Below are 23,901 nucleotides of genomic sequence, written 5' to 3' on the forward strand. Positions count from 1 at the left end.
TATGCCGTCATGAGTCGGGAACGGGGCAAGGCGGCGGAGACTTTCGCGGAACAGTGGCTGGCCCAGAAAGGGCTGCAACCCCTGGAGCGCAACCTGCATCTGGCCGGAGCCGAACTGGACCTGGTGATGCTGGATGGTGACACGGTGGTCTTCGTGGAAGTCAGGCATCGACAACAGGATGATTACGGCGATGGCATCGAAACCGTCTCCCGCCGCAAGCGCCGATTGATGGCCCGGGCCGCGGAATGCTTCATGGCCACGCGCGGCCCGGACCGTGATGGCCGTTTTGATCTCATCGCCATTGATGGCAGTCTGGAATCACCCCGGATTGACTGGCTGCCGGACGCTTTCGACTTGGACGATATCTAGCCGGAGACCCACGCTATGGACATGCAGGCCCGCATTCGCCTGAACTTCGAGCAGAGCATCCGCAGCAAGCAGGAAGCGGTGGAGGCCCTTGCCGACCCCATTGCCCGCGGCGCCCAACGCATGCTGGATGCTCTCATGAGCAACCACAAGATCATGAGTTGCGGCAATGGTGGCTCGGCGGGTGACGCCCAGCACTTTTCCTCGGAAATGCTCAATCGTTTCGAGATGGAACGCCCCGGCCTGCCCGCCATTGCACTGACCACCGACAGTTCCACACTGACCTCCATTGCCAATGATTACTGCTACGAAGACATCTTCGCCAAGCAGGTGCGAGCATTGGGTCAGGCGGGCGACCTGCTGCTGGCGATTTCCACCAGCGGTAATTCGGACAACCTCATCCGGGCCATTGATGCCGCCCACGAACGCGAGGTCACGGTCATTGCCCTCACCGGGCGGGACGGGGGACGCATGGCCGATGCCCTCAGTGGTGAGGACATTGAGATCCGCGTGCCCGGGGCTTCCACTGCCCGCATTCAGGAGGTCCACCTGCTCTGCATCCACTGCCTGTGTGACCTGGTGGATCGCAAGTTGCTGGGCGTGGAAGACTGAAGCGGCTGTTCTGACATGGCCCAAAAGCCCTCCCCCATTACCCGACTGTCAGCCGAGGCGGAGTCACGACTCAAAGCCGTATTGCCTGCCGATCGACTGCTGACCGAAGCGGCGGATTGCTGGGCCTATGGCTATGACAACAGCCGCCGTCAGGTCTGCCCTCAGGCGGTGGCCTTTCCCGAATCCAGCGAGGAAGTGGCGGCTCTTGTCCGGGTCTGCCATGACCTCAGGTTGCCTGTGGTCGGCCGCGGTCGTGGCAGCGGAACCGCCGGGGCCGCGGTCCCCGTCGAGGGGGGCCTGGTGCTGTCCATGGAACGCATGGACCGAATCATCGAGATCAACCCGGATGATCGTCTGGCGGTGGTTGAAGCCGGGGTGACCAATGGCGACCTCCAACGGGCCCTGGCCAGGCACGGTTTCTTCTGGCCCCCTGACCCCACCTCGGCGGATTACTGCAGTGTGGGTGGCAACCTGGCCTGCAATGCCGCCGGCCCCAGGGCGGTGAAATACGGCACGCCGAGAGACAACATCCTCGGGCTGACCGCAGTCAGCGGTGCCGGTCAGATTCTGCGCACGGGGGTTCATACCACCAAGGGCGTCGTGGGTTATGACCTCACCCGACTGCTGGTCGGGTCCGAAGGCACCCTGGGGGTGATAACCCAGGCCACATTGCGGATCACCCCCCTGCCGGAGGCGCGCCGCAGCCTGCGCGCGGTTTACGATGGCATGGCCGATGCGGCGGCGGCGGTGTCCCGGATCATGGCCCAACCCCTCACCCCCTGTATTCTGGAGTTCATCGATGGCCGGGCCATTCAGATGATCCGGGATTATGCCGAGACCGACTTGCCGGAAGGTGCTGGGGCCATGCTGATGATCGAAGTGGATGGCTCGGCCGAGCAGCTGGATCTCGCCGAACAGGCCGTCTCCAAAGCGGCCGCCGGCCCGGGGCTACGGGAGTTGCGCAGCGCCAGGGATGAAGCAGAACGCAAGGCCCTGTGGGCCGCACGCAAGGCCCTGTCGCCGGCCCAGCGCAAGATTGCCCCGAAGAAGATCAATGAAGATGTGGTTGTGCCGGTCTCCCGCATGGCGGATCTGATCGGCGGGCTGGAAGCATTGTCGGAACGCTTCGGTATTCTCATCGTCAACTTTGGCCATGCCGGCAACGGCAACATCCATGTCAATCTATTGGTGGATCCCGATGACCCCAAGCAGATGGCGGTGGTGGATGAATGCCTGGATCAGGTATTCCGGCTGGTCCTGTCCCTGCGCGGAACCCTGTCCGGCGAGCATGGCATCGGCTACGACAAGAAACAGTTTGTCGTGCTGGAAATCGAACCGGCCGCACTTGAGCTGATGAAACAAATCAAGAAACAGTTTGACCCTGCCGGCATCCTCAATCCCGGCAAGCTATTCCCCGAATAGGCCGAGGGCGCCTCGTGAAACAGAAGCATTTCATTGACAGCCACAAGGGCATAACCGGACTGGCGGTGCTGGCAATGATGGCCTGGCATGGCGCCTGGGATCAGGCAGCGGCCTGGCTCTATCTCGCCCTGCACGGCAGCTACGGCCTGTTCTGGATATTGAAGAGCCGCCTGTTTGGCGATCGCAGCTGGGAGGCGCCCTGTGGACTGGGCTACGGCCTGGTGATTTGGGCGGGCCTGAGTCTCTACTGGATCGCTCCCTGGCTGCTCATGAGTCGGGCGATCGAGCCGGCTGCGTGGCTACTGGCGCTTTGCGTCGGCCTCTACGCCCTGGGGGTCTTCCTGCACTTCAGCGCCGACATGCAAAAGCATTTGCACATGAAATATCGGCCGGGGAAGCTACTCAATGATGGGCTATGGGCGCGCAGCCGCAACCCAAACTACCTGGGGGAACTGCTGATTTACGGGAGTTTCGTCACCCTGCCACTGCACTGGGCCCCGCCGCTGATATTGCTGCTGTTCTTCAGCGTCGTCTGGCTGCCCAATATGCGGCGCAAGGATCGCTCTCTGGCGCGCTACCCCGAGTTCGCCGAGTGGAAGGCCCGGAGCGGACTGCTCTTTCCCCGCCTACTCCCCCGGCGGGGCCGCATTCGAGGGTGACTACTTGATGACCCGAAGATTGGGCCGGCGGGCCTTGTCCGCCTCTTTGCTGGGTTTCTTGCCGGGCTTGTCGTTCCCGTCATCCCCATCAGGGGGGGTGGGCCCGTCGTCTTCCTCATTGAAGAGCATGCCCTGACCCGATTCCCGGGAGTAAATGGCAAGGACCGCCGAGGGAGGCAAGGCGATGGCCATGGGCTGACCACCAAAGCGGGCATTGAAGCTGATCTCCTGATTATCCAGGAGCAGGTTCTGCACCGCGCTGGGGCTGATATTCAGGATAATCTTGCCGTTCTGAACATAGTCCACCGGGACCATGACACCATCATGCTCGGCATCAACGAGCAGATGGGGTGTCTCGCCACTATCCACCATCCACTGGTGCATGGCACGAATCAGATAGGGTCGCCTCGGGACCATCAAACCCCCAGTGTCGAAATCATGAACTTACAATGAAGCGGAACTCGGAGGGCTGTCAAACGCCGTCACGTTCCCGCGGGGTCAGACTATCGCGGAAGGAACCTCGGGAAAACAGCCTGTCGGTATAATTGCGCAGATTCCGGGCCCGAGGCGGCAGCTTGATGCCGTAACGCTCCAGGCGCCAGAGCACGGGGGCGACGGTGCAATCGGCCAGACTGAACTCATCTTCGACCAGCGCCGCACGGGAAAAAATGGGGTCGGCCGCAATCACGTTCTCTTCCAGGGCCTTGCGGGCCTTTTCCACCTTCTTTGGCGTGCCCGTTTCGATCTCTTCCGCCAGGCGGTACCAGTCCTGTTCCGTCTGGTAAACGAAGAGACGAACCCGCGCCCGCCCCACCGGATCAACCGGCATCAAGGGCGGGTGCGGAAAGCGCTCATCCAGGTATTCCATGATCACGGCGGGACCATGCAGCACCAGCTCACGATCCACCAGAGTGGGCACTGACTGGTATGGGTTGAGGTCGATCAGGTCCTCCGGAACTCGACCTTCCTCAACGTCCACCGTGTCATGGCTAATCCCTTTTTCCGCCAGCACAAAACGTACCCGATGACTCTCGATGGAATCGGGATGGGAAAACAGGGTCATTACTGACCGACGATTCGCGACCACCGCCATTTGACGTTCTCCCTCGCTAGGCTGACGGATACCGGCATTACTTCACGTCGCGCCAGTAATCCTTGTAGAGCAGATAGGACAGGAAGGTGAAGACGCCAATAAAGGCCAACACCCAGAAACCGATGCGCTTGCGATCAGTCTGGATAGGCTCACCAACATAGTCCAGGAAATTGACGATGTCCCGCACGGTTCGATCGTATTCCTCATGGCTCATGCGGCCTTCCCGCACCGTCTCGAATCCGACGAAACTGCCCTCCTCGTCATAATGAGCCTTCTGCAGTCCCTGAAGGGACCACAGGACATGCGGCATGGCTGCATTGTCCAGCATCCGGTTATTGGTTCCGGCAACCGTCCTGTCATCAATATAAAAACTGTGCAGGAAGTTGTAGATCCAGTCCGGGCCACGACTCCGGGACACCAGGGTCAGATCCGGAGCCGCCATGCCAAACCAGTCTTCGGCGTCCTCTGGTGGCATGGCGATCTTGACCATGTCCGCCAACTCATCGCCGGTAAAGGCCAGATTCTCGAGAGCAAGATCTTCAGGCAGCTCCAGGTCATCGGCAATCCGCTGGTAGCGCTTGTACTCCAGGGAATGGCAGCCGAGGCAATAATTCATGTAGTACCTGGCTCCCCTCTGCAGGGAAGCCAGGTTGGTCACGTCATTATTCGCCGCGGAGGGGCGCCATTCCCGCACGGCATCCTCGTCCGCGATCACGGCACCGGATCCGGCCGCGATGACCAGCACCAGCGCACTCAGTGACAGTTTCCTGATTGTTCTCATCATGAGGTCAACCTCTCCGGCACCGGCTTGGATTCATTCAGTCGGGTATGAGCGGGCAGCAACAGGAAGAAGGCAGTGACCGCAATCATGATCAACAGTGCAATCCAGCTGATGCCTGCCATATCCCTGACCAGGTCAATTACCGCAATCAGCGCCACCACGATGGCAAAGGCGCCGTAATAGTAGTTACGGCTCCGTGGCTCCGAGTACACCCACGAAATGATGAAAAACATGAAGTAGAACTCGGTAAAGCGCAGCGCCAGCTCATTGTAGAGCGTAGTCGCCGGCTTCAGCCCCAGATACCCAAGGACAATGAAGCCAAAGGCAAAGCTCATGAGCAGCGCCTTGTAAAGGAAGCTGCGATAACGAATGGACTTGACCGGATGCCGATCGATCCAGGGCATGGCAAACAGCACCAGGATGGCCAGACCCATGGCAATCACACCACCCACCTGATCCGGGATCGCCGCCAGAATGGCGTAGAACGGGGTGAAGTACCAGACCGGCGGCACGTATTCAGGCGTCTGCAGAGGGTCGGCCGGAATGAAGTTGGCCGGCTTGAGGAACAGGTCCAGGAATGTGGGCGCAAAGAAGACAATGGCGAAGAAAAGCGCCAGGAACACACCCACGCCGACGATATCCTTCACCGTGTAATACGGGTGGAAGGGAATGCCGTCCACGGGCTTGCCGTCAGGACCCTTGTTTTCCTTGATCTCAATACCGTCCGGGTTGTTGGACCCGGTCTGGCGCAGGGCGACCAGATGGAAGAAGATCAGGCCGATCAGCACCAGGGGCAGCGCCACCACATGCAGCGCAAAGAAGCGGTTCAGGGTGACATCGGAAATCAGGTAGTCACCGCGAATCCAGATGGCCAGCGGCTCACCAATGCCCGGCAGAACACTGAACAGGGAAATAATCACCTGAGCGCCCCAGTAGGACATCTGCCCCCAGGGCAGCAGATAACCGAAGAAGGCCTCGGCCATCAGCACCACGTAGATCAGCATGCCGAAGATCCACAGCAGTTCGCGGGGTTTCTTGTAGGAGCCGTACATCAGTCCCCGGAACATATGCAGATAGACCACCAGGAAGAACATGGATGCCCCGGTGGAGTGCATATATCGAATGAGCCAACCCCATTCCACATCCCGCATGATGTATTCCACGGAGGCGAAGGCATCATCCGCGGAGGGCTTGTAGCTCATGGTCAGAAAAATACCGGTGACGATCTGAATGACCAGCACCAGCAGGGCCAGTGACCCGAAGAAATACCAAAAGTTAAAGTTCTTCGGCGCGTAGTAGCCGGTAAGCTGATCTTCGACGAACTGCCGATAAGGCAGGCGATCGTTGATCCAGTCACCGACGGTACCGCCGCCCTGGTTGCTCTTGTTCTGCATCAGGCGACCTCTGCGTCTTCACCAACGATAAGGGTGTTGTCATCGACAAAGCGATGGGGCGGGATGTCCATATTGGTCGGTGCCGGCACGCCCCGATAAACACGACCGGCGAGGTCGAATCGGGAACCGTGGCAGGCACAGAAATAACCACCAGGCCAGTCACTGCCCATGGCCGGGTCGGCCGGATCCGGGTGGAAGGACGGTGAACAGCCCAGATGGGTACAGACCGCCACCATTACCAGATACTCCGGCTTCAGGGAGCGATACTCGTTCTTGGCGTACTCGGGCTGATCGGAGGAGTCGGAATCCGGATCCCGCAGGCGATCACGGATCTCCCCCAGCCTCTCAATGGCATCCTCGCCACGCCGCACCACATGGATGGGGCGTCCACGCCAGCTCAGGGTGATTCGCTCACCCTCATCCATCTTGCTCACGTCCACTTCCACCGGGGCACCGGCCAGACGGGCTCGGGCACTGGGCCGCAGGGAGGCAAGGAAGGGAGCCGCCATGGCCGCCACCCCGATCCCCCCGACCACCGAGGTGGCCACGGTGAGGAAATGACGCCTGTTATTGTCAACGCCGTTACTCATTCTCCGGTTCTCCTGGAGCTCATTTCGGACTGCCGGATCGGTCCCGTCTCGGTCGCCGTCTCACGGGAGCGCGGGGAAACGCCCTGACGGCAAGCTGTCGGGCCGGTCCAGCCACCCCATGCGACCGAGCGGACGCGGGCGGGGCACGCTGAATCGACATAAAGCGGGGATTATACACAGTTCAACTCACGCCTCGCCACCGGCCAGGCACGCCACGCTTGTCACCAGCCCGGCGGGACGCTACCTTACTTGCCCCACAGGCCGAGCAAGCGACTTCTCATGGGCGAGACAGCAGGCAGAATCACAGGCTGGTTGGACTTCCTGGTCCGCTCGGTAGTACTGGGCCTGGCCGCCGCCTTCGTGGTCGTTTTCTTCCGCCCCGAGCTGTTGGAGCGCAACGGCCAGGTGGACAGTTTCGCCGATGCGGTGGAGCAATCCGCCCCCTCCGTGGTGAACGTCCACACCGCCCGCCGATTGGACGACATCGACCCCGAGTTCATACCGGATTATTGGCGCCGCTACTTCGACGACCGCCCCGGCGAGCATCGGGACCGGGTGGAGAGCAGTCTTGGCTCGGGTGTGATCGTTTCCCCGGACGGCCATATTCTGACCAGCAATCACATTATTGAGGATGCCGAGGAGATCCGCGTTGCCCTGCATGACGGCCGGATTGAGGCCGCCGAGGTGGTGGGCACCGACCCGGAAACCGACTTGGCCCTGCTGCGGATCGAGGCAGCGGATCTTCCCGTCATCCGCTTTGGTCGCTCCGACCGGCTGCGGGTGGGTGACATCGCTCTCGCCATCGGCAATCCGGTGGGGCTGGGACAGGCCGTGACCCAGGGCATCATCAGCGCCACCGGTCGCAGTCAGCTGGGTATCACCACCTTCGAAAACTTCATCCAGACCGACGCGGCCATCAACTTCGGCAATTCCGGGGGCGCGCTTGTGGACACCCGGGGCCGTCTGGTGGGCATCAACACCGCCATGCTCTCCTCCGAAAACGGGGGCTCGGGGGTGGGTTTCGCCATTCCGGTCAGCCTGGCCCAGGGAGTGATGAACCAGCTGATCGAGCACGGTCGCGTGATCCGCGGCTACCTTGGCATCGCCCCCCAGAGCCTGACCCTGGAGCTGGCCGAATCCTTCGGACTGGACGAGCCGGTGGGCGTGGTTGTCACCAATGTCCAGCGGGGCAGCCCGGCCCACGAGGCCGGCATCATCCCCGGGGATGTGGTCACCCACATCAACGGCAATGAGGTGACGGACTATTACGACGCCCTCAACAAAGTTGCCAGCCTGCAACCGGGTGACAGCGCCGAGATTCGGGTGATCCGCGACGAGGAAGTCCGATATTTTTCCGCCGTCATTGCCGAGCGGCAGGTACCGGGGCAGAACTAAGGAACCTCTGAGGCCGGATGCTAGCGAATGGCTGCTGCCAGGGCCTCGAATAGGATCTCATTGTCGGCAGGCGAACCCACGGTCAAGCGCAGACAGCCGCTCAATGCCGGGTGAGCGCCGTCGAGACATTTCACCAGCACGCCAGCGGCCTTCATGCGAGCATGAACCGTCGGGGCATCGGCTACCCGCAGCAACAGGAAGTTGGCCTCACTGGGCCAGACATGCACGCCGTCCAGGCCTTGCAGGCGCTGATACAGCCTGGCCCTTTCCTCTCGCACCAACTCGGCTTGAGAGCGCCACCAATCCCCATTCTCCAGGGCAAACCGGGCGGCTGCCTGGGTCAGGACGTTGATATTGTAGGGCATCCTCAGCCGTTCCAGGGCATCGATCCAGGCCGGATCGGCGACCAGCCAACCCAGACGCAAACCGGCCATGCCGGCCTTGGACAGGGTCCGCATCACCGCCAGATTGGCGGGACGACCGGCGCGGTCGAGACAGTGGATATCGGTGTGGGGGAAATAGGCCTCATCCACCACCACCAGACCGGGGGCGGCGTCGGCAATCGCCTGGAGCTGATCCGGGGAAAATGCATTGCCGGTGGGGTTGTTGGGGTTGGCAATGAAGATCAAGGCAGGGCGAAGCCGCTCCATTTCCGCCAGGGCCCGATCCAGGTCCAGACTGAAATCTTGTTCGTCCAGCGGCAGAGCATGGTAGTCCATGCCCGCGTTACGGGCAGCGACCTTGTAGATGGCAAAGCCGGGTTCCGGTGTCATCAGGCTCGCCCCGTGCCGGGCCAGCGCCAGGGTCAGCATCTGAATGATTTCGTCGGAGCCATTGCCCAGCAACAGGCCAAGCCTGTCATCGATGGCGAATTGTTCGCGCAGGGCGGCTTTGAGGGCACTGGCCTGGCTGTCGGGATAGCGATGCCAGTCCAGCCCGGCGACCCGCGCCTGCCAGTCTGCCTCGAGCCCTGCCGGCAGGCCCGCCGGCGCCTCCATGGCATCGAGCTTGAGCAATCCACGAGCATCGGCGACCTGATAGGGACTGCCCGCGAGGATTTCGGGCCGAACCAGGTCCTGCACCCGAACCCCTTGCCCGCTCACCCCTGCTCCCCTCCGCCACGCAGGGCGGCAGAACGGGCATGAGCAGCCAGACCTTCAATCTCTGCCATCTTTTCGGAGGCCGATACCAACGCCCGACCGCCGTGAGCGGAGCAATGAATCACGCTGCTGCGCTTTTGAAAGTCCTGCACCCCGAGGGGCGAGGAAAAACGTGCGGTACCCGCGGTGGGCAGAACATGGTTGGGGCCGGCGCAGTAATCGCCAAAGGCCTCGGGGCTGTGATGCCCCATGAAGATGGCACCCGCATGGCGGATCAAGGGCAACACCGCCTCGGGATCGGCAAAGGCCAACTCCAGGTGCTCCGGGGCAATACGGTTGATGATGGCGGCACCATCAGCCAGGTCCCGGGACTGAATCAGGCCACCCCGCTCCGCCAGCGAAGCACGGATGATATCGGCTCTCGGCTGGCCATCAAGATGGGCCTCAATGGCCTTCTCAACCCGATCCAGGTAATCCGGGTCTGAACAAACTAGCAACGACTGGGCCATCTCATCGTGCTCAGCCTGTGCAAAGAGGTCCATGGCCGCCCACTCCGGATCCAGGCTGCCGTCAGTGAGCACCGCCACCTCCGAAGGGCCGGCAATGCTGTCGATCCCCACTTGACCGAAGACCTGACGCTTGGCGGAAGCCACATAGGCGTTACCTGGACCCACAATCTTGTCCACCGGCGGCACGGTATCGGTGCCATAAGCCAGGGCCGCGACCGCCTGGGCGCCGCCAAGGGTGAACACCCGGTCGGCGCCGGCCAGGGCCGCGGCCGCCAGCACCATATCGCTCACCACCCCGCCAGGGGCCGGCACCACCATGATGATTTCGCCCACGCCGGCCACCCTGGCCGGGACCACATTCATCAGCACCGAGGAGGGATAGGCCGCACGGCCACCGGGTACGTAGACACCCACCCGATCCAGGGGCGTGACTCGCTGGCCCAGACGATTGCCGTAGTCGTCCTCGTAGTGCCAGTCTCCTTCCCGTTGGCGTTCGGCATACTCACGAATGCGCTGAGCCGAGAACTCCAGAGCCTGGCGCGCCTCCCCGTCCAGGGCCTCCAGGGCCCCGTGCAAGCGGGTGGCGGGAACCTCAAGCTCGGCCACCTCACCGCAGCGAATCTGATCCAGCTCTCGGGTGTAATCCAATAGCGCTGCATCACCCCTTGCGCGGACCTGGGCGATAATCTCGGCTACCCGCGCATCGATGTCGCGGGATTGTTCATCGCCCCGGTCAAGCAAGGCCGACAGTCTCTGCTCGAAATCGGCCTGATCGCTGGCCAGTCGATTGATCAGGCTCATGCCCCAACCCTCCCCTTGCGGCCTTCGGCAACTCGGGCGGCAATGGCATCCACGATGCCCCTGATCTGGGAGTGGCGGGTCTTCATGGCGGCCTTGTTGACCACCAGCCGGGCACTGATATCAGCCACGGTTTCCACGGCTTCCAGGCCATTGGCCCGCAGGGTGTTGCCGGTGTCGACCAAATCCACGATCTCATCGGCCAAGCCCACCAGGGGGGCAAGCTCCACCGAACCGTAAAGTTTGATCAACTCCACCTGCAGACCAAGACGGGCGTAATGACGGCGGGCCGAAGCAATGAACTTGGTTGCCACGCGCAGTCGCCGCCGTGGGCGCTCACTGCCCGCGGGGCGAGCGACCATCAATCGGCAATGGGCCAGGTCCAGATCCAGGGGTTCATAGAGCCCCACACCATCGTGCTCCAGCAGAACATCCTTGCCGACGATGCCCAGGTGGGCAGCCCCGTGTTCCACATAGGTCGGCACATCACTGGTGCGCACCTGGAGGATGCGAATGTCGTCCCGGGACGTGGACAGGATCAAGCGGCGGCTGGCCTTGGGATCCTCGGCCAGCTCAATGCCCGCTGCCTCCAGAAGAGGCAGTGTGTCTTCCAGCACCCGCCCCTTGGACACGGCAATGGTGAGTTGATTGCTCATGATCAGTTCTTCTTGCCAGAGCTAATGGTTAATGGATCAGCCTCGGGGGCTGTAAGCGAGGGCTAGGAGCTTCGAGCGGCGAACAACGAGCCCGCCATCGGCTCTGCAGCGGCTGAATCATGGCCAAGGTGCCAGGCCAAGGTGCCAGGCCAAGGTGCCAGGCCAAGGCGCGGCCAGCTCGCCGCTCGTAGCTCGTAGCTCGTAGCTGTCCTTCAATCCGGTACCCGGCGAATCCGGGCACCCAGCTGCTGGAGCTTTTCCTCAATACACTCGTAACCGCGATCAATGTGATAGATCCGCTCGACGATGGTCTCGCCATCTGCCACCAGGCCGGACAGCACCAGACTGGCGGAGGCCCGCAGGTCCGTTGCCATGACCGGGGCCCCGGTTAGACGCTCAATGCCCGTGATGATGGCGGTATGCCCTTCCAGCTGGATTTGCGCGCCCATGCGCTGCATTTCCAGCACATGCATGAAGCGATTCTCGAATACGTTTTCGGTAATGGTGCCGGTTCCTTCGGCCACCGAATTCAGGGCGGTGAACTGCGCCTGCATGTCGGTGGGAAAAGCCGGATAGGGCGCGGTGTGAATGTTCACCGAGCGGGGTCGCTTGCCCTGCATGTCCAGCTCGATCCAGTCGTCGCCACAATCAATCCGGGCGCCGGCCTCGCCTAACTTGGCCAGCACCGCATCCAGCACCTGCGGGCAGGTATCCCGCAGACGCACATGCCCTCGCGTCATTGCCCCGGCCACCAGGTAGGTCCCGGTCTCGATGCGGTCGGGCAGGACGTTGTACTCACAGCCCTCAAGGCGATCAACACCGGTGATCCGCAGGGTGTCGGTGCCGGCTCCCTCGATTTTTGCGCCCATTCGAATCAGGCAGTTGGCAAGATCCACCACCTCGGGTTCCCGGGCGGCATTCTCGATCACGGTTTCACCCTGGGCCAGACAGGCTGCCATCATCAGGTTCTCGGTCCCGGTGACGGTCACCGTGTCCAGTACGATTCGAGCGCCGTGCAAACGGTCAGCCTTGGCAATGATATAGCCGTTTTCCACCCGGATGTCGGCACCCATGGCCCGCAAGCCTTCAATGTGCAGGTTGACCGGCCGACTGCCGATGGCGCAGCCACCAGGCAGGGAAACCGTGGCCTCACCAAAACGGGTCAACAGCGGCCCCAGCACCAGAATGGAGGCCCGCATGGTCTTGACCATCTCATAAGGCGCGTAGAAGCGACTGGTGGGGCGGGGGTCCACCGCAACCCGCATGCGGTCATCAATGGTGACATCAACCCCCATGCCGCCGAGCAGTTCGATGGTGGTGGTCACATCGTGGAGATGCGGGACATTACCCACGGTCATGGGCCCATCAGCCAGCAAGGTGGCCGAGAGGATGGGCAGGGCCGCGTTCTTGGCCCCCGAGATGCGTATCTCCCCTTCCAGGGGGCCACAGCCATTGATTAGCAGTCTATCCAAGAGAAAACCCCTGCAATTGATTGAGCCCGGCCGCCTGGTAACGGCCCGCTTATGCTGTGAATCGGGTGGGCTTCAGCGCCCGGCTTCTTCCGGCGTCAGTGTCTGCATGGACAGCGCATGGATCTCGCGCCCCATCTTTTCTCCCAGGGTGCGATAAACCATCTGGTGTCGCTGAATGGTGCGCTTGCCTTCGAAAGCCGGAGAAATGATGACCGCCTCAAAGTGGGTGTGGTCTTCACCCCGAACTTCCACCTGGGCCTCGGGCATGCCGGCCTCGATCAGGGACTTCACCATCTGGGGATCCATAGGCTCCTCAACAGCTATTGCGGGCAAAAATGCGAACCACCGCCACAGCGGCGGCGCGCAAGGACACTCTCAAACCCGATCAATCAATCGCCGTCTTTGGCAGGCGCAAATGAATGGATCAGGGGTGCACAATGATAAAGGAAGCCGCCGGCAATTCCTACGCGAAGCGCCAGAGCGCTATGCCTCTGGCTGGCTTGAAAGGCAGAATGGGCCGGTGGAAGTCGTAACAGGGAGATCCGGATTTGAGCGCAGTGCTTCAAACGGCAGCCATCCTGCTCGGCATCGGGATAACGATCTGGGCCGCTGACCGCTTTGTGGACGGCGCGGCGCAGACCGCCCGGGCCCTGGGCGTTCCCGCCCTGGTGGTGGGCCTGACAGTCATGGCCCTGGGCACCTCAGGCCCTGAAATCGCCGCCTCCATCCTGGCCGCCGCACAGGGTTACCCGGCCCTCGCCATTGGCAATGCCCTGGGATCGAACATTGCCAACATCGGCCTGATCATCGGTCTCACCGCCATGATCGTGCCGCTCAAGCTGGCCTCCGCCTCCCTGCGCCGAGAGCTGCCCCTGCTGGTCCTGGTCAAGCTGGTGACCATTCTGCTTATCGCCAACGGGGAGCTGGGCCGGGCCGAGGGCCTGGCAATGTTGGTGATGCTGGTGCTGGCCCTGCTGTGGATCATTCGAATCGCACTCACCCCCGGCCGGGATGATCCCTTGCTGGCCGAACTCAATAGCGAGCTACCTGCTGAAACCCGAATGGCCCCCGCCCTGTTCAATCTGTTCCTGGGGTTGTTGCTGTTGCTGGGCGCTGCCCAGTTGCTGGTCTGGGGTGCCGTCGGTCTGGCCGGCAGCCTGGGTGTCAGCGACCTGGTAATCGGCCTGAGTATCGTCGCCATCGGCACGAGTCTGCCTGAACTGGCCACCTGCATCGCCGCCGTGCTCAAACGCCAGCACGATATCGCCGTGGGCAATGTCATTGGCTCCAATCTCTTCAATCTGCTGGCGGTACTGCCGCTACCGGCCCTGATCGCCCCCGGTCCATTACCAAGCGGGATTCTGGGCCGTGATTTTCCCGTGATGCTGGGGCTGACTCTGTTGTTGATTATCCTCGCACGGGGCTTTACCCGCCATGGCAGCATCAGCCGGGGCCAGGGCCTGCTGCTGTTCGCACTCTTTATCGCCTACCAGCTCGGGATCTTCATCGCCTGGAACTGAGCGCGGCCCTGACTTCGGCCACGGGCGGCTACTATGAGATAATCGTGCCACTTGATTCATTGAAGCAGAGCAGGATTCAGTCAATGGCCAGCCAGTCCTCCGGAAAACCCATCGCCGATGCCGACCGTGCCCTGGCACTGGCCCGTGAGGTCCTGCACCTGGAAGCCGATTGCGTCCGTGACCTGGCCGGACGTCTGGGCGAGGATTTCTCGCGTGCCTGGCAGATCTGTCTGGACTGCCGGGGACGGGTGATTGTCACGGGCATGGGCAAGTCCGGACACGTGGCAGGCAAGATAGCCGCCACCCTGGCCAGCACCGGCACCCCGGCCTTTTTCGTCCATCCGGGCGAGGCCAGTCACGGGGATCTGGGCATGATTACCGGCGACGATGCCGTGCTTGCCCTGTCCAACTCCGGCGAGACCAGCGAGGTTCTCACCATCCTGCCCCTGATCAAGCGCCTGGGCGTTCCGCTGATCAGCATGACCGGTCGCCCCGAGTCCACCCTGGCCCGGGCCGCCTCGGTCAACCTGGATGTCACGGTGCAAAGAGAGGCCTGCCCTCTCAACCTTGCGCCCACCTCCAGCACCACCGCCTCCCTGGCCATGGGCGATGCCCTGGCGGTTGCCCTGCTGGAGAGCCGCGGTTTCACGCAGGAGGATTTCGCCCGCTCCCACCCCGGTGGCAGCCTGGGACGACGGTTGCTCCTGCGCCTGGAAGACCTGATGCACAAGGGAGAGCGAGTCCCGGCAGTGGCCGCTGAGACCCCCTTCCGTGACGCCCTGCTGGAAATGACCCAAAAGGGCCTGGGCATGACCGCCGTGGTCAATGAGAAACGCCAGGTGGTCGGCATCTTCACTGACGGTGACCTGCGTCGGAGTCTGGACCGGCAATTGGACGTGCACCGCACCACCATCGGCCAGGTGATGACGCCGAGGCCCCGTACGGCACCGCCGGAAATGCTGGCCGGCGAGGCCCTGAAGATGATGGAGACCCATCGGATCAACCAGGTCCTGGTGACCGACGCAGAGGGCTGCCTTGTCGGCGCACTCAACATGCATGACATGCTGCGGGCAGGAGTGGTCTGATGACGGGGCAATCAGCCGAGGCCCGCGCGGCACAAATACGCCTGGCGGTCTTTGATGTCGATGGCGTGCTCACCGACGGCCGTCTCTATCTGGGACCCGATGGCTTCGAGATGAAAGTTTTCCATACCCGGGACGGACACGGTCTCAAGGCCCTGCGGCGTCAGGACATTGAGGTCGCGATCATCTCGGGGCGGGCATCCCAGGCGGTGGAGTCACGCATGGCCCAGCTGGGCATCGAGCATGTCTTTCTGGGCGTGGATGACAAGTTGCCCTGCTTCGAGAAACTGCGACAGAGACTGTCTGTACCCAGGGAACATTGCGCTTTCATGGGCGATGATGTGGTGGATTTGCCGGTGATGCGTGAAGTGGGCCTGGCCGCCGCTCCGGCCGATGCCCATCCTGACGTGGCCCGCATGGCCCATTGGCAGAGTCACCGCCCGGGTGGCTTTGGCGCGGCACGCGAATGTTGTGATCTGCTGCTGGCGGCCCGGGGCATCGACACCGCCTACGCGGGGAACTGATGGCTCGCTGGGCGCTTGGACTTCTGCTGGCGATTGGCTTGATCCTCAGCCTTTGGCTGATGGGGGACCGGGAGGCACCCTCCCTGCCGCAACCCGAACCACCGCCTGAGGCGGCGGTGCACCCGGACTACTGGATCAGCGGGGCGCAAATCCAGCGGTATGATGCCGATGGCCAGCCCCTGGCCCGGCTCAATGCCGAAGAATTGGCCAATTACCCGGATGATCAGCGCAGCGAATTGCGCCAGGTTCAAATCCATCGTGAGCCGGTGGCGGGCCTGAGCTGGGATATCCGTGCCGATCATGGCATGGTTTCCGGCGACAGTGACCATGTACATCTCTACGGCGATGTGCGCATCGAACGGCATCGGCAGACCCGGCTGACCGCCAGTCTGTTCAGCGACAGCCTGGATTATTTCCCGGAGCAGGAGCTGCTCCTGACTGATGAGCCGGTACGGATGGAACAGGGCCCAAGCCAGACCACGGGCCGGGGCATGCGTGCCGAGCTCGACAAGGACCGTATCAAAATCTTATCGGAGGTAAGGACCCGACATGTTCCCCGTGACTAGGTCTGGAAACGGCCCCCTGCTCTTCTGGCTACTGCTCTTGCTGCTGACCCCCGCTGCCGTGAACGCGGACAGCGAAGAGCTGGAAATCGATGCCGATCACTGGGAAGTGGACGGTCGTGAAGGCATTTCCATCTACGAAGGCAACGTGGTCATTCGTCACAAGGAACTGCTCATTAAGGCGGACCGGGCTGTGTTCACCGAACGGGAACCGGGCGTTTTCGAGAAGGCGGAGATGACCGGGTCCCCGGTGACCCTGGTGATTACCCCAGAGGACGGCCCCCGGACCGAAGGCGAGGCAGAGTTCATGCGCTATCGCTTTGAGGACGAGGTGCTGCTGATGGAAGGGACTGCCCGCCTCAAGCGACCACGCCAGACCTTGAGCGCCGAAAGCATCGAATACACCATCCCCGGCGAACGCATCCGGGCGCAGCGTGGCGAGGATGACGAAGGCCGGGTTCGGACCCGTTTCGAACGGGGCGAAGACAGTGAGCAACAGGGAGGGGGGGCATGAGCAAGCAGCTCGACGCTCGCGGTCTGGCCAAGCAGTACGGGAAAGTGCGCGCGGTTCGGGACGTGAGCATGCGAGTCGAGCCGGGCGAAATCGTCGGACTGCTGGGTCCGAATGGGGCCGGCAAGACCACCTCCTTCTACATGATCGTCGGCCTGGTCCAGCCGGATGCCGGCCATATCGAACTCAATGGACGAGACATTACCCATTTGCCGGTCCATGCCCGTGCCCAGGCCGGCCTGGGCTACCTGCCCCAGGAAGCCTCGGTCTTTCGCAAGCTGAGTGTGGAGCAGAACATCCGGGCCGTACTGGAAGTGCGGCCGGAACTGAGCCGGGACGAGCGCGACAGCAAGCTCGAATCCCTGCTCGAGGAACTGAATATCGCCCATGTGCGGGAAAGCCTGGGCATGAGCCTGTCCGGTGGCGAGCGCCGACGGGTGGAGATCGCCCGGGCCCTGGCCGCCGAGCCGGCCTTCATGCTGCTGGATGAGCCCTTTGCCGGCGTCGACCCCATCTCCGTTGGCGAGATCCAAAGGATTATCAGACACTTGCGGGACCGGGGGATTGGCGTACTGATTACCGACCACAATGTCCGTGAAACACTGGGCATCTGCGGGCGGTCCTATATCATCAGCGAGGGCGCGGTCATCGCCGAGGGTACCGCCGAGGAGGTACTTGAACACCGCCAGGTCAGAGAGGTCTATCTGGGTGAGGACTTTCGACTCTAAACACCCCCACGACGCTGCCAGATGGGCTATAAATAGAATGAAGAAGCAAAATCGAGGGCCATTCCGGGCCCCATTCCTGCAACGGGAGCCAACTTTGTCGGAAATCTTCTTAAAATCCGATGCTTAAACCGGCACTGCAGCTAAAGATCGGCCAGAAACTGGCCATGACCCCGCAACTGCAGCAGGCCATCCGTCTGTTGCAGCTCTCCTCCATTGAACTGGAAACCGAGATTCGCCAGGCGCTGGACAGCAACGTCATGCTGGAAAGCGAGGACAGCGATGACAGTGATGGCGCCGAAACCGGCCAGTCAGATTCCGACGCCAGCCAGGACCGGGGCGGCGACAAAACCGAGACTAGCACCGAACCCGCCGTGGAAGCCCAATACGAAGCCCCGGAGTACTACTACGCCGGTGCCACCGGTGGCGGTTGGCAGGAGGAGATCGACGAAGACCGTCGGGCGGAGAACGCCGATGGCACCTCCCTCCACGACCACCTGCTGTGGCAGCTCGACATGGCCTCTTTCAGTGATCGGGACCAGAGCATTGCCCGGGCGGTGATCGACGGGATCGACGCCACCGGCTATCTGCGAGAAACACCGGAGGACCTCCGCCAGGCCCTAAGGAACAGCCTGGAGGACCTGGAGGACGACGAGATCGAGATGGTGACCCGCCGGGTTCAGTGTTTCGACCCGGCCGGCGTCGCCGCCCGTGACCTTCGCGAGTGCCTGCTGCTGCAACTGCAGGCACTGGCCCGGGAAGGGGCCGAGACCAAACTGGCGGAACAGCTGGTGCGGGAGCAACTCGACGGCGTGGGCCGGCAGCCTCTCGATCGCCTGGCCAGCCGCCTGAATTCGGATCCCGACAGTGTGCAGGAGGCGGTTCAGCTCATTCGCACGCTCAACCCTCACCCGGGTCACCGCATTCAGCCGGAAAGCACCGAATACATCGCCCCCGATGTGGTGGTTCGAAAGCGGGAGGGCCGCTGGACGGTGGAACTGAACCAGGAGGTGACCCCCGGCATCCGGGTGAATCGTCTCTACGCCGACCTGGTGGCGAAACGCCAGGGTGGCGCCGACTCCCAGGCCATGCGCGGACAACTCCAGGAGGCCCGCTGGCTGGTGCGCAGCCTGGAGATGCGCAATGACACTCTTCTGCGGGTCGCCACGGCCATCATTGAACACCAGCAAGCCTTCATGGAACAGGGCGAGGAATACATGAAGCCCCTGGTCCTGGCCGATATTGCCGAGGCGGTGGATCTTCATGAATCCACCATTTCACGGGTGACGACCCGCAAATACATGCTCACCCCCCGGGGTGTATTCGAGTTCAAGTACTTCTTTTCGACCCAGCTTTCCCGTGAGGATGGCGGTGAGACTTCCGCCACTGCGGTCCGGGCCCGGATTCGCCGCATGGTCGGCGCCGAAGATCCGGCCAAGCCCCTGAGCGACTCCCGGCTGGCCCAGTTGCTCAAGGATGACGGCTTCCGGGTTGCTCGCCGGACCGTGGCCAAATACCGCGAAGCCCTGGGCATTCCGCCCTCTCACGAACGCAAGCGGGTCAACGCTTAGGCCGGATGCGGATTGTCGCCTCCGGCCAGGGTTCCACTGGAACCTGACGCTGTAGCGCGGCAGTGACATCCCTGTTCCCGGCCACCGGGGCAGGACGCGCGAGCAAACGGCCCGTGACGATACGGTCGACGGGACGGGGAAATCTGATTGGCAATAAACGCGGGCCTGCCAAGCATTCCCCGCTTCCCCGCGGCCGCATCACGAGAGGAGTCCAGACCATGCAAATGAACCTGACCGGCCATCACGTGGACATCACCCCCTCCCTGCGCGAATACGTGGGCACCAAGATGGAGCGCCTTGAGCGCCATTTCGACCACATCACCGGCATGCACGTCATCCTGACTGTGGAACGCCTGAAGCATAAGGCGGAAGCCAAGGTGGACGTGGTGGGCAAGCCCCTGTTCGCTGACGCCAAGGAGGAGGATATGTACGCGGCCATTGACCGGCTGGTCGACAAGCTGGACAGGCAGGTCAAAAAGCACAAGGAAAAGCTCAAGGACCACCACGCCGCGCAGGTCGACAAGGCAGACCGCATGCCCCCCCATCCGGATGAATTGGGCCCGAGCTAGGCCCGGTTTCACAGCCACCAGCACCGAGGCCGGCAATGCCGCCGGCCTCGGTTTCGGGCCGATAAGCCCAAACTTGAGCGCAGCACTGTGACAGGCTTGAGACGCAGACAGAGGAGGTCTAGACTGTGCGGCTTTTCCAGCCGCGCTGGTTTCATCATCCACTGTCGGTCGCGGCTCACCGAGCCCCCGGCAATACCGAATCTGGCAGTCAGACCATGAAGATCAGCGAACTATTAGCACCGGAACGCATCCGGATTGCCGCCGAGGCCGGTGGCAAGAAGCGTGCGCTGGAAATCCTCAGCGAGCTGCTGGCGGACACCAGCCAGGACCTGAGCCGAAATCAGGTGTTTACCAGCATGCTCGGTCGGGAACGACTGGGGAGTACCGCCATCGGCTCCGGCATCGCCATCCCCCATGGCCGCATTGAAGGCCTTGAAGAGAGCATCGGCGCCTTCATTCGTCTCCAGGACGCGGTGGACTTCGATGCGGCGGATGGTGCCCCAGTGGATATGCTGTTCGCACTCATCGTGCCCTCCCAATGCGCCGAGGAGCATCTCAATGCCCTCGCCGCTCTTGCCCATATGTTTTCTCACGCCGATTTCTGCGACATGCTCCGCAAGGCCGAGGGCCCAGAGGATATCTGCAAGCTGTTGCGTGGATTCGAGACCGAAGCCCAGCAATCCCCCGCCTAGGACTCCCTTTCCCCTCCCCCGAGCCCCCTTTCGGTCTGTTATATTGGGTGGCCGCCCGCCATCGGAGCGAGAGGAATGAAACTCACCATCGTCAGCGGACTGTCGGGTTCCGGCAAGAGTGTGGCTCTGCACATGCTCGAAGACATGGGCTATTACTGCATCGATAACCTGCCCGTGGCGGTGCTCCGCAACTTTGTCCGCGAGACCGTCGCCACCGGCGACCCGGCCTACAGCCTGATGGCGGTAGGCGTTGACGCTCGCAACCGTCCCGAGGAAGTGGAGACTCTGCCCGATCTGCTGGAGACCTTCGCCCAGGAAGGCATCCATTGTGAGCTGGTCTTCCTTGATGCTGATGAGGATGTGCTGTTGCGCCGCTACAGCGAAACCCGTCGGCGCCACCCCCTGGCCGGAGAGCAGCGGACCCTTCCCGACGCCATCCGGGAGGAACGCCGTATCCTGTCGGCGATTGCCGAGCGCGCCGATCTGGTCATCGACACCTCTCGCCTGACCGCCAATCGCCTGCGGGAACTGGTTCATGATCGTCTGGGCCGGGAAGGCAAGACCAACCTCTCTCTGATGTTCGAAAGCTTCGGATTCAAGCACGGCGTCCCCCGCGATGCGGATTTCGTCTTCGATGTGCGCTGCCTTCCCAATCCCCACTGGGAACCCGCCTTGCGCCCCCGCACCGGACGAGACCAGGAAGTGATCGAGTACCTGGAAAAGTCGGAACTGGCCACTCGCATGGTGGGAGATCTGATTGATTTTCTGGACCAGTGGCTGCCACCCTTTGAGGTGGGCAGGCGCAGTTATGTGACCGTCGCCGTGGGTTGTACCGGTGGCCAGCACCGCTCTGTCTACGTGGTGGATAAATTGGCGGCGCATTTTCGCGAGAAGTGGGGCCAGGTACTGACCCGCCACATCAGTCTGGACTGAACAGAAAATGAACGAACAGGCAAACCATCAGGCCGAGGCCGATGTAACCATTTGCAACAAGCTGGGCATGCATGCCCGGGCGGCCACCCGCTTTGTCACCGAGGCGTCGCGCTTTCAATCGGATATTCGGGTACGCAAGGATCAACGGGAAGTCAGTGGCAAGAGCATCATGGGCCTGATGATGCTCGCCGCCAGCAAGGGCACTGACATTCATATCGAGGCCAGTGGCACGGATGCGGAAGCGGCCATCGAGCACTTGCGGCAGCTTGTTGAGAACCGCTTCGACGAAGGCGAATAGAGGGGACGAGATTTGAGCCTATTGCTGACCGGAATCGGCGTTTCCAGGGGCATCGTCATCGGCCAGGCCCACGTGGCCGATGGCGAACCCATGGAGATTCTGGAGTACAACCTGCCTCGCGCCGAAATCGGCAGCGAGGTGGAGCGCTTTCATCAGGCACGGGAATCAGCCAAGGCTCAACTACAGAACGTTCGCAAGCAGATTCCCACCGACGCACCCGCCGAGATCGGTGCCTTCATCGATACCCACCTGCTGATGCTCGACGACGAAGCCTTGTCCGAGGCAGTGGCAAGAATCATTCGGCAGGAGCAGTGCAATGCGGAATGGGCCCTGCAGGCTCAGCGGGACGAGCTGGTGGCCGTTTTTGACCAGATGGAGGACCCCTACCTCCGTACCCGCAGGGATGACGTGGATCACGTGGTCAGCCGGGTCCAGCGTCTGCTGATGCGGGGAGACGATATCTGGGACGAGGAAAAATCACGGGCCGGTGCTTACCCCATCCTGGTTGCCGAGGACGTCTCCCCCGCCGACGTGGTCCTGATGCAGAGTCGAGGCATTCGGGCACTGATCACCGAGTCCGGCGGCCCCCTCTCCCACACCAGCATTCTAGCCCGAAGCCTCGGCATCCCTGCCGTTGTGGGCCTCCACCGCGCACGGCAGCTTTTGCGGGACGGCGAATCCCTGATCATTGACGGTCTAAAGGGCGCCGTATTTGCCAACCCGGGCGAACGCGAGGTGGCCTACTATCGGCACAAGCGTCGCGAATTGTTCAAGCACGTCCGGGAGCTGAAAGGCTTGCGAGGCGAACCTGCCTGCACCCTGGACGGCACTCGCATTCAGCTTCTGGCCAACATTGAGCTTCCCGAAGACCTGCGCCTGTTCCGAAAGACCGGCGGCGACGGCATCGGCCTGTATCGCACCGAGTTCCTCTACATGAATCGCCCGGACTTTCCCGATGAGGAGGAGCAGTACCGCAGCTACCTGGAAATACTGGCTCAGGCCGACGGCATGCCGGTCACCATCCGAACCCTGGACCTGGGTGCCGACAAAAGACTGATTGGCCGTGAGACCGGGCCCGACGATGGCCATAACCCGGCGCTCGGGCTTCGTGGCATTCGCTACAGCCTGAGCGAGCCGGGCATCTTCCTCAAGCAATTGCGGGCCCTGCTACGGGCATCGGCTGATGCACCGCTGCGGATCATGTTGCCGCTGGTCGCCACCACCCAGGAAGTCCTGCAGGCCCAGCAGATGATCGAAGTGGCCAAGCAAAGCCTGGATGCGCGCGGCCAGGATTATGACCCCGCCATCCCGGTGGGCGCCATGATCGAGGTCCCCTCTGCGGCCCTCACGGCCCATCAGATCGCCCGCCATGTGGACTTTCTGTCCATTGGCACCAACGACCTGATCCAGTACACCCTGGCCATCGACCGGGTGGATGATCACGTCAACTATCTTTACGATCCCGTCCATCCTTCGGTGCTGAAGCTGATCTCCACCACCCTGCAGGCGGGCCGGCGTGCGGGCATCCCGGTATCCATGTGTGGCGAGATGGCCGGTGATCCCCAGTACACCCGGCTATTGCTGGGCCTGGGCCTGCGGGACTTTTCCATGCACCCTTCCACCTTGCTGGAGGTCAAGCGGGTGATCACGCGCACCGATCTCAAGGAGCTGGGCGGCCGTACCCGCGGCTTCCTGCGCAATACCGATCCTGACCGCGCCCCCGACCTGCTGCGCCGCCTCAACGCGCTGCACTAATGGCCGTGCGGAGGGGCGCCACTTAATGGGGAGCTTAGGCTCCTTGCATTTCTCCTCTGCTCTGAGGTTCGCTTTCAATAAGCTAGTGCCCATCGATACCGATGACGGTTGCGTCCCGGCTTCGGTCCTGGTGGGCTTGCTCAGGTTCGCCGTGAACCCATCCCTAGGGGCTCTGGGTTCGCCATCCTGGCTCACACAGCCCTGAGCAAGCCCACCAGGACCGAAGCCTACCTTTGTTGGGGGTCACCTGGGCAGTGCTAGTGGAGGGTTTGGTTCTGTCTTATGCCTTGGCGCCATCCGGAGGCTTTTGA

General features: G+C 62.3%; 27 protein-coding genes. 17 read left to right on the plus strand and 10 right to left on the minus strand.

All coding sequences use genetic code 11. The features are described 5' to 3' along the window. Window positions 1–9: 9 nt before the first annotated feature. The 4 genes from VCB98_RS03365 to VCB98_RS03380 are packed head-to-tail and all read left to right on the plus strand — an operon-like array spanning window position 10 to window position 3,059. On the plus strand, window positions 10–369 hold the full coding sequence (locus VCB98_RS03365; RefSeq protein WP_346050483.1) for a YraN family protein: 360 nt from the start codon (window positions 10–12) through the stop codon (window positions 367–369). 15 nt (window positions 370–384) lie between these two features. Beyond that, on the plus strand, window positions 385–978 hold the full coding sequence (locus VCB98_RS03370) for a phosphoheptose isomerase (protein ID WP_346050485.1): 594 nt from the start codon (window positions 385–387) through the stop codon (window positions 976–978). Between the two features lie 15 nt (window positions 979–993). Next, the gene (locus VCB98_RS03375; RefSeq protein WP_346050486.1) at window positions 994–2,400 is read left to right on the plus strand and encodes an FAD-binding oxidoreductase; all 1,407 of its coding nucleotides are present in this window, start codon (window positions 994–996) and stop codon (window positions 2,398–2,400) included. Between the two features lie 14 nt (window positions 2,401–2,414). Beyond that, a complete protein-coding gene (locus tag VCB98_RS03380) occupies window positions 2,415–3,059 on the plus strand; it encodes a DUF1295 domain-containing protein (RefSeq protein ID WP_346050487.1) in 645 nt (214 codons plus the stop codon). Here the strand turns inward: VCB98_RS03380 and VCB98_RS03385 are convergent, their stop codons facing one another. From VCB98_RS03385 to petA, 5 genes are read right to left on the minus strand one after another with little or no spacing between them, the layout of a single operon-like run. Then, window positions 3,060–3,476, minus strand: a complete 417-nt coding sequence (locus tag VCB98_RS03385; RefSeq protein WP_346050488.1) for a ClpXP protease specificity-enhancing factor — start codon at window positions 3,474–3,476, stop codon at window positions 3,060–3,062. A 55-nt stretch (window positions 3,477–3,531) separates the two neighbouring features. Next, window positions 3,532–4,152 (minus strand): glutathione S-transferase N-terminal domain-containing protein, encoded by a 621-nt coding sequence (locus tag VCB98_RS03390; protein ID WP_346050489.1) that lies wholly within the window; start codon window positions 4,150–4,152, stop codon window positions 3,532–3,534. A 37-nt stretch (window positions 4,153–4,189) separates the two neighbouring features. Further along, window positions 4,190–4,933, minus strand: a complete 744-nt coding sequence (locus VCB98_RS03395; protein ID WP_406672163.1) for a cytochrome c1 — start codon at window positions 4,931–4,933, stop codon at window positions 4,190–4,192. After that, window positions 4,933–6,327, minus strand: a complete 1,395-nt coding sequence (locus VCB98_RS03400; RefSeq protein ID WP_346050491.1) for a cytochrome b — start codon at window positions 6,325–6,327, stop codon at window positions 4,933–4,935. Before VCB98_RS03400 ends, VCB98_RS03395 begins: the two co-directional genes overlap by 1 nt. Continuing rightward, a complete protein-coding gene (gene petA, locus VCB98_RS03405; RefSeq protein WP_346050492.1) occupies window positions 6,327–6,917 on the minus strand; it encodes a ubiquinol-cytochrome c reductase iron-sulfur subunit in 591 nt (196 codons plus the stop codon). Before petA ends, VCB98_RS03400 begins: the two co-directional genes overlap by 1 nt. Before the next feature lie 279 nt (window positions 6,918–7,196). On the opposite strand from petA, the gene VCB98_RS03410 reads away from it, so the two are divergent. Further along, a complete protein-coding gene (locus VCB98_RS03410; protein ID WP_346050493.1) occupies window positions 7,197–8,312 on the plus strand; it encodes a trypsin-like peptidase domain-containing protein in 1,116 nt (371 codons plus the stop codon). Between the two features lie 20 nt (window positions 8,313–8,332). Here VCB98_RS03410 and hisC read toward each other — a convergent pair whose 3' ends face one another. The 5 genes from hisC to VCB98_RS03435 all read right to left on the minus strand — a co-directional run bounded on the left by hisC (window position 8,333) and on the right by VCB98_RS03435 (window position 13,153). Further along, window positions 8,333–9,415: a histidinol-phosphate transaminase gene (hisC, locus tag VCB98_RS03415; RefSeq protein ID WP_346050494.1), complete on the minus strand. Its 1,083-nt coding sequence runs from the start codon at window positions 9,413–9,415 to the stop codon at window positions 8,333–8,335. Further along, on the minus strand, window positions 9,412–10,722 hold the full coding sequence (gene hisD / locus VCB98_RS03420) for a histidinol dehydrogenase (protein ID WP_346050495.1): 1,311 nt from the start codon (window positions 10,720–10,722) through the stop codon (window positions 9,412–9,414). Before hisD ends, hisC begins: the two co-directional genes overlap by 4 nt. After that, complete coding sequence (gene hisG / locus VCB98_RS03425; RefSeq protein WP_346050496.1) at window positions 10,719–11,375, minus strand: ATP phosphoribosyltransferase; 657 nt, start codon at window positions 11,373–11,375, stop codon at window positions 10,719–10,721. The genes hisD and hisG overlap by 4 nt, the downstream gene beginning before the upstream one ends. Window positions 11,376–11,587: 212 nt before the next feature. Further along, the gene (gene murA / locus VCB98_RS03430) at window positions 11,588–12,847 is read right to left on the minus strand and encodes a UDP-N-acetylglucosamine 1-carboxyvinyltransferase (protein WP_346050497.1); all 1,260 of its coding nucleotides are present in this window, start codon (window positions 12,845–12,847) and stop codon (window positions 11,588–11,590) included. A gap of 72 nt (window positions 12,848–12,919) precedes the next feature. After that, window positions 12,920–13,153 carry a BolA family protein gene (locus VCB98_RS03435; protein WP_346050498.1) on the minus strand — a complete coding sequence of 78 codons (234 nt, stop codon included), beginning with the start codon at window positions 13,151–13,153 and terminating at the stop codon, window positions 12,920–12,922. A gap of 242 nt (window positions 13,154–13,395) precedes the next feature. On the opposite strand from VCB98_RS03435, the gene VCB98_RS03440 reads away from it, so the two are divergent. The 12 genes from VCB98_RS03440 (at window position 13,396) to ptsP (ending at window position 23,590) form a co-directional block, all read left to right on the plus strand. Then, entirely contained in the window at window positions 13,396–14,367 is a 972-nt protein-coding gene (locus VCB98_RS03440; RefSeq protein ID WP_346050499.1) for a calcium/sodium antiporter, read from the plus strand. 83 nt (window positions 14,368–14,450) lie between these two features. Further along, complete coding sequence (locus VCB98_RS03445; protein WP_346050500.1) at window positions 14,451–15,452, plus strand: KpsF/GutQ family sugar-phosphate isomerase; 1,002 nt, start codon at window positions 14,451–14,453, stop codon at window positions 15,450–15,452. Next, window positions 15,452–15,973 carry a KdsC family phosphatase gene (locus VCB98_RS03450; RefSeq protein WP_346050501.1) on the plus strand — a complete coding sequence of 174 codons (522 nt, stop codon included), beginning with the start codon at window positions 15,452–15,454 and terminating at the stop codon, window positions 15,971–15,973. The genes VCB98_RS03445 and VCB98_RS03450 overlap by 1 nt, the downstream gene beginning before the upstream one ends. Then, window positions 15,973–16,539: an LPS export ABC transporter periplasmic protein LptC gene (gene lptC, locus VCB98_RS03455; RefSeq protein WP_346050502.1), complete on the plus strand. Its 567-nt coding sequence runs from the start codon at window positions 15,973–15,975 to the stop codon at window positions 16,537–16,539. The genes VCB98_RS03450 and lptC overlap by 1 nt, the downstream gene beginning before the upstream one ends. After that, a complete protein-coding gene (lptA, locus tag VCB98_RS03460; protein WP_346050503.1) occupies window positions 16,523–17,050 on the plus strand; it encodes a lipopolysaccharide transport periplasmic protein LptA in 528 nt (175 codons plus the stop codon). The genes lptC and lptA overlap by 17 nt, the downstream gene beginning before the upstream one ends. Further along, window positions 17,047–17,775 (plus strand): LPS export ABC transporter ATP-binding protein, encoded by a 729-nt coding sequence (gene lptB / locus VCB98_RS03465; protein ID WP_346050504.1) that lies wholly within the window; start codon window positions 17,047–17,049, stop codon window positions 17,773–17,775. The genes lptA and lptB overlap by 4 nt, the downstream gene beginning before the upstream one ends. Window positions 17,776–17,894: 119 nt before the next feature. Then, the gene (locus tag VCB98_RS03470) at window positions 17,895–19,343 is read left to right on the plus strand and encodes an RNA polymerase factor sigma-54 (RefSeq protein ID WP_346050505.1); all 1,449 of its coding nucleotides are present in this window, start codon (window positions 17,895–17,897) and stop codon (window positions 19,341–19,343) included. 218 nt (window positions 19,344–19,561) lie between these two features. Next, complete coding sequence (gene hpf / locus VCB98_RS03475; protein WP_346050506.1) at window positions 19,562–19,912, plus strand: ribosome hibernation-promoting factor, HPF/YfiA family; 351 nt, start codon at window positions 19,562–19,564, stop codon at window positions 19,910–19,912. Between the two features lie 215 nt (window positions 19,913–20,127). Continuing rightward, on the plus strand, window positions 20,128–20,604 hold the full coding sequence (gene ptsN / locus VCB98_RS03480; RefSeq protein WP_346050507.1) for a PTS IIA-like nitrogen regulatory protein PtsN: 477 nt from the start codon (window positions 20,128–20,130) through the stop codon (window positions 20,602–20,604). A gap of 75 nt (window positions 20,605–20,679) precedes the next feature. Further along, window positions 20,680–21,537: an RNase adapter RapZ gene (gene rapZ, locus VCB98_RS03485; protein WP_346050508.1), complete on the plus strand. Its 858-nt coding sequence runs from the start codon at window positions 20,680–20,682 to the stop codon at window positions 21,535–21,537. A gap of 7 nt (window positions 21,538–21,544) precedes the next feature. After that, window positions 21,545–21,835 (plus strand): HPr family phosphocarrier protein, encoded by a 291-nt coding sequence (locus tag VCB98_RS03490; RefSeq protein ID WP_346050509.1) that lies wholly within the window; start codon window positions 21,545–21,547, stop codon window positions 21,833–21,835. Window positions 21,836–21,847: 12 nt separating this feature from the next. Further along, entirely contained in the window at window positions 21,848–23,590 is a 1,743-nt protein-coding gene (gene ptsP / locus VCB98_RS03495; protein ID WP_346050510.1) for a phosphoenolpyruvate--protein phosphotransferase, read from the plus strand. Window positions 23,591–23,901: the final 311 nt, after the last annotated feature.

Origin of the sequence: Natronospira elongata (assembly GCF_034931365.1) — a bacterium.
Taxonomy (GTDB): Bacteria; Pseudomonadota; Gammaproteobacteria; order Natronospirales; family Natronospiraceae; genus Natronospira; species Natronospira elongata.

What these genes read in the sequence shown, in the direction of transcription:
- VCB98_RS03375 (WP_346050486.1), top strand. Translation starts at nt 994, where the DNA reads ATGGCCCAAAAGCCCTCCCCCATTACCCGACTGTCAGCCGAGGCGGAG.
- petA (WP_346050492.1), bottom strand. Translation starts at nt 6,917, where the DNA reads ATGAGTAACGGCGTTGACAATAACAGGCGTCATTTCCTCACCGTGGCC.
- rapZ (WP_346050508.1), top strand. Translation starts at nt 20,680, where the DNA reads ATGAAACTCACCATCGTCAGCGGACTGTCGGGTTCCGGCAAGAGTGTG.
- VCB98_RS03400 (WP_346050491.1), bottom strand. Translation starts at nt 6,327, where the DNA reads ATGCAGAACAAGAGCAACCAGGGCGGCGGTACCGTCGGTGACTGGATC.
- VCB98_RS03490 (WP_346050509.1), top strand. Translation starts at nt 21,545, where the DNA reads ATGAACGAACAGGCAAACCATCAGGCCGAGGCCGATGTAACCATTTGC.
- VCB98_RS03470 (WP_346050505.1), top strand. Translation starts at nt 17,895, where the DNA reads ATGCTTAAACCGGCACTGCAGCTAAAGATCGGCCAGAAACTGGCCATG.
- ptsN (WP_346050507.1), top strand. Translation starts at nt 20,128, where the DNA reads ATGAAGATCAGCGAACTATTAGCACCGGAACGCATCCGGATTGCCGCC.
- VCB98_RS03385 (WP_346050488.1), bottom strand. Translation starts at nt 3,476, where the DNA reads ATGGTCCCGAGGCGACCCTATCTGATTCGTGCCATGCACCAGTGGATG.
- hisG (WP_346050496.1), bottom strand. Translation starts at nt 11,375, where the DNA reads ATGAGCAATCAACTCACCATTGCCGTGTCCAAGGGGCGGGTGCTGGAA.
- VCB98_RS03390 (WP_346050489.1), bottom strand. Translation starts at nt 4,152, where the DNA reads ATGGCGGTGGTCGCGAATCGTCGGTCAGTAATGACCCTGTTTTCCCAT.
- VCB98_RS03450 (WP_346050501.1), top strand. Translation starts at nt 15,452, where the DNA reads ATGACGGGGCAATCAGCCGAGGCCCGCGCGGCACAAATACGCCTGGCG.
- VCB98_RS03395 (WP_406672163.1), bottom strand. Translation starts at nt 4,933, where the DNA reads ATGAGAACAATCAGGAAACTGTCACTGAGTGCGCTGGTGCTGGTCATC.
- VCB98_RS03445 (WP_346050500.1), top strand. Translation starts at nt 14,451, where the DNA reads ATGGCCAGCCAGTCCTCCGGAAAACCCATCGCCGATGCCGACCGTGCC.
- VCB98_RS03370 (WP_346050485.1), top strand. Translation starts at nt 385, where the DNA reads ATGGACATGCAGGCCCGCATTCGCCTGAACTTCGAGCAGAGCATCCGC.
- VCB98_RS03410 (WP_346050493.1), top strand. Translation starts at nt 7,197, where the DNA reads ATGGGCGAGACAGCAGGCAGAATCACAGGCTGGTTGGACTTCCTGGTC.
- lptA (WP_346050503.1), top strand. Translation starts at nt 16,523, where the DNA reads ATGTTCCCCGTGACTAGGTCTGGAAACGGCCCCCTGCTCTTCTGGCTA.
- lptC (WP_346050502.1), top strand. Translation starts at nt 15,973, where the DNA reads ATGGCTCGCTGGGCGCTTGGACTTCTGCTGGCGATTGGCTTGATCCTC.
- hisD (WP_346050495.1), bottom strand. Translation starts at nt 10,722, where the DNA reads ATGAGCCTGATCAATCGACTGGCCAGCGATCAGGCCGATTTCGAGCAG.
- VCB98_RS03365 (WP_346050483.1), top strand. Translation starts at nt 10, where the DNA reads ATGAGTCGGGAACGGGGCAAGGCGGCGGAGACTTTCGCGGAACAGTGG.
- lptB (WP_346050504.1), top strand. Translation starts at nt 17,047, where the DNA reads ATGAGCAAGCAGCTCGACGCTCGCGGTCTGGCCAAGCAGTACGGGAAA.
- hpf (WP_346050506.1), top strand. Translation starts at nt 19,562, where the DNA reads ATGCAAATGAACCTGACCGGCCATCACGTGGACATCACCCCCTCCCTG.
- VCB98_RS03435 (WP_346050498.1), bottom strand. Translation starts at nt 13,153, where the DNA reads ATGGATCCCCAGATGGTGAAGTCCCTGATCGAGGCCGGCATGCCCGAG.